The organism is Nocardioides guangzhouensis, assembly GCF_004519545.1.
GTDB classification, from domain to species: domain Bacteria; phylum Actinomycetota; class Actinomycetes; order Propionibacteriales; family Nocardioidaceae; genus Nocardioides; species Nocardioides guangzhouensis.
Genome location: NZ_SDKM01000098.1, coordinates 1 through 2563, shown reverse-complemented (window position 1 = coordinate 2563; position 2563 = coordinate 1). Strand labels below are relative to the sequence as shown.

Sequence of the window (2563 nt, the reverse complement as noted above, 5' to 3'; positions counted from 1 at the left end):
GGTCTTGCCGGCGCCGTTGGGGCCGAGCAGCGCGACCCGCTCGCCGCGGTGGACGTGCAGGTCGACGCCGAACAGCGCCTGGTGCCCGTCGGGGTAGGCGTGCGCGAGGCCGCGGACGTCGAGGACCGGGGTCGCCATCAGTGGCCTCCCTGCTGGTGGGGCTGGTGGGTGTGGGCGGGCTGGGCGAGGTCGGGCAGCACGCCGGTGTAGCCGCGGGACAGCATCGCGAGGTGGACCCGCTCGCCGCGCTCGTAGGAGCGGATGAACAGCGCGCCGAGGGACCGGGCCAGGGCCGGCCAGTGCCGGGGCGAGCGCGGGTCGCAGCCGCGGCTGCGCATGCCGACCAGCATCCGACCCAGCTCGGCGGTGACGACGTCGAGGTAGCGGATCATGAAGCCCATGATCTGCACGACCAGGTCGGGCATCCGCAGCCGGCGCAGCCCGGCCAGGATCGCGACCGGCTCGGTGGTGGCGGCCAGGGTGAGCGAGGCGAGCACGCCCAGGGTGCCCTTGGCGAGCAGGCCCCAGGCGGCCAGCAGGCCGGGCTCGGAGACGGTGAGGCCGAGCACCTCGGCGGTGGGGCCGTGGGCGATGAACGGGACCAGCAGCGCGAACAGCACGAACGGCACCTCGACCACCATCCGCTTCGCGAGGTAGCCGAACGGGACGCCGGAGGCGGCGACCACCGCGAGCAGGATCGCGAGGTAGCCGGCGAACACGGGGTACCACTCCCGCGGCGTCGCGACGACGGTGAGCATGAAGGCCACCAGCGCCACGATCTTCAGGTGCGCCGGGGCGCGGTGGACCGGGCTGTGGCCGTGGTAGTGCAGCCGGTGCCCGTGACCGGCGCCCATCTCAGGCCTCGCTCGGGGAGTCGACCCGGCGCTCGCCGGCATGCTCGTCGGACTGTCCGGCGGTCGTCTCGTCGACCTGGTCGTCGGGGCGACCGCCGCGACGGCGGACCGCCCAGGCCAGGCCGCCGGCCAGCAGCAGCACGACCAGCGCACCGGCCACGCCCGCGATGCCGCCGCTCAGCCGGGCGTCGTCGACACCCTTCGTGGAGTAGCCGGCGAACGGGCTGTCGGAGGCCGCCGAGTCACCGGCCGTGTGCCCGAAGCCGGTCGTCTCCGCGACGTGCTCGAGGCCGTCGGGGTGGCTGCTGGCGTAGTAGCTGCCGCCGCCGGCGATCAGCAGGACGACCAGGAGGAAGCCGCCGAGGAAGGTCTTGCGGCTCATGCGCCGGCCTCCGGGTTCGGCGTCCCGACCGGTCGTCCGGCGCGGATCTCCAGCTCGCGACGCTCCAGCACCGGGCGGGCGCCGTACACGAGGTCGGGGCGTACGGCGGTCACGGAGGCCACGACCAGCCCGGTGATCACCGCCTCGCCGACACCGATCGCCAGGTGCCAGGTCAGCATCGCGGCGAGAACGGTGCCGAACGCGATCGGGGCGGTGCCACCGACCGCGAAGAGCAGCGTGAAGACCACGGCAGCGGCCGGGACGCTGACCAGCGCGCCGATCGCGGCCGCCGGGGCGATCGAGGAGAGCCGCTTCGGGAGCACCGCGCGGGCGCCGACGAAGACCAGCCAGCCGACCGCGACCCCGACCAGCGCCATCAGCGTGACGTTGGTGCCGAGCGCGGTGATCCCGCCGTCGGCCATGAACAGCGCCTGGACCAGCAGCACCACGGAGATGCAGAGGACCGCGGTCCAGGGTCCGACCAGCACCGCGGCCAGGGCACCCCCGAGCAGGTGACCACTGGTGCCGGCGCCGACCGGGAAGTTCATCATCTGGCCGGCGAACACGAACGTCGCGACCAGGCCGGCCATCGGCGCGGTACGGTCGTCGAGCTCCTTGCGCGCGCCCCGCAGCGCGACGGCCACGCCGACCGCGGCGACAACGCCGGTGCCCAGCGAGGTGGGGGCGTCGAGGAAGCCGTCAGGTACGTGCATGACGCCCACCCTACGCTGTTGCGAACTACTCGCAACAACTACCCGATCGGACAGGAACGACCCCTCGTGAGCGACCCCCACCGCCTCTCCCCCGGCGACACCACGCCCGACTTCACGCTGCCCTCGGACACCGGCGAGGAGGTCACCCTCTCCGCTCTGCGCGGCAAGAAGGTGATCGTCTACTTCTACCCGGCGGCGATGACCCCGGGCTGCACCACGCAGGCCTGCGACTTCACCGACTCGCTCGACTCGCTGCACGCCGCGGGCTACGAGGTGCTCGGCATCTCCCCCGACTCGCCTTCGAGGTTGGCGAAGTTCCGCGAGCGCGACCACCTCACGATCACGCTCCTCTCCGACGTCGACCGGGCCGTGATGACGTCGTACGGCGCGTTCGGGGAGAAGAAGCTCTACGGCAAGGTCGTCCAGGGCGTGATCCGCTCCACGATCGTGGTCGCCGAGGACGGCACCGTCGAGCTCGCGCAGTACAACGTCAAGGCCACCGGTCACGTCGCCAAGCTGCGTCGCGACCTCGCTCTCGGCTGACGCCGGCGGCTGGTTGAGGAGGTTGCGCAGCCCGTCGGCGGCTGGTTGAGGAGCGAGCGCCAGCGAGCGTC

4 protein-coding genes are annotated in these 2563 nt (G+C 72.8%); 1 reads left to right on the top strand and 3 read right to left on the bottom strand.

Features of this window, described 5'->3' with window-relative positions:
* Nucleotides 1-137: 137 nt before the first annotated feature.
* Genes cbiQ through EKO23_RS24540 form a run of 3 tightly spaced genes read right to left on the bottom strand, consistent with a single transcriptional unit; the run spans nt 138 to nt 1949 of the window.
* Nucleotides 138-854: a cobalt ECF transporter T component CbiQ gene (gene cbiQ / locus EKO23_RS24545; RefSeq protein WP_134721186.1), complete on the bottom strand. Its 717-nt coding sequence runs from the start codon at nt 852-854 to the stop codon at nt 138-140.
* A gap of 1 nt (nt 855) precedes the next feature.
* Nucleotides 856-1236 carry a PDGLE domain-containing protein gene (locus EKO23_RS25970; protein ID WP_167880645.1) on the bottom strand — a complete coding sequence of 127 codons (381 nt, stop codon included), beginning with the start codon at nt 1234-1236 and terminating at the stop codon, nt 856-858.
* A complete protein-coding gene (locus tag EKO23_RS24540; protein WP_167880644.1) occupies nt 1233-1949 on the bottom strand; it encodes an energy-coupling factor ABC transporter permease in 717 nt (238 codons plus the stop codon). Before EKO23_RS24540 ends, EKO23_RS25970 begins: the two co-directional genes overlap by 4 nt.
* A 66-nt stretch (nt 1950-2015) precedes the next feature.
* Here EKO23_RS24540 and bcp point away from each other — a divergent pair, with 66 nt between their 5' ends.
* Nucleotides 2016-2492 (top strand): thioredoxin-dependent thiol peroxidase, encoded by a 477-nt coding sequence (gene bcp / locus EKO23_RS24535; protein WP_134721184.1) that lies wholly within the window; start codon nt 2016-2018, stop codon nt 2490-2492.
* The last annotated feature ends 71 nt before the right edge of the window (nt 2493-2563 follow it).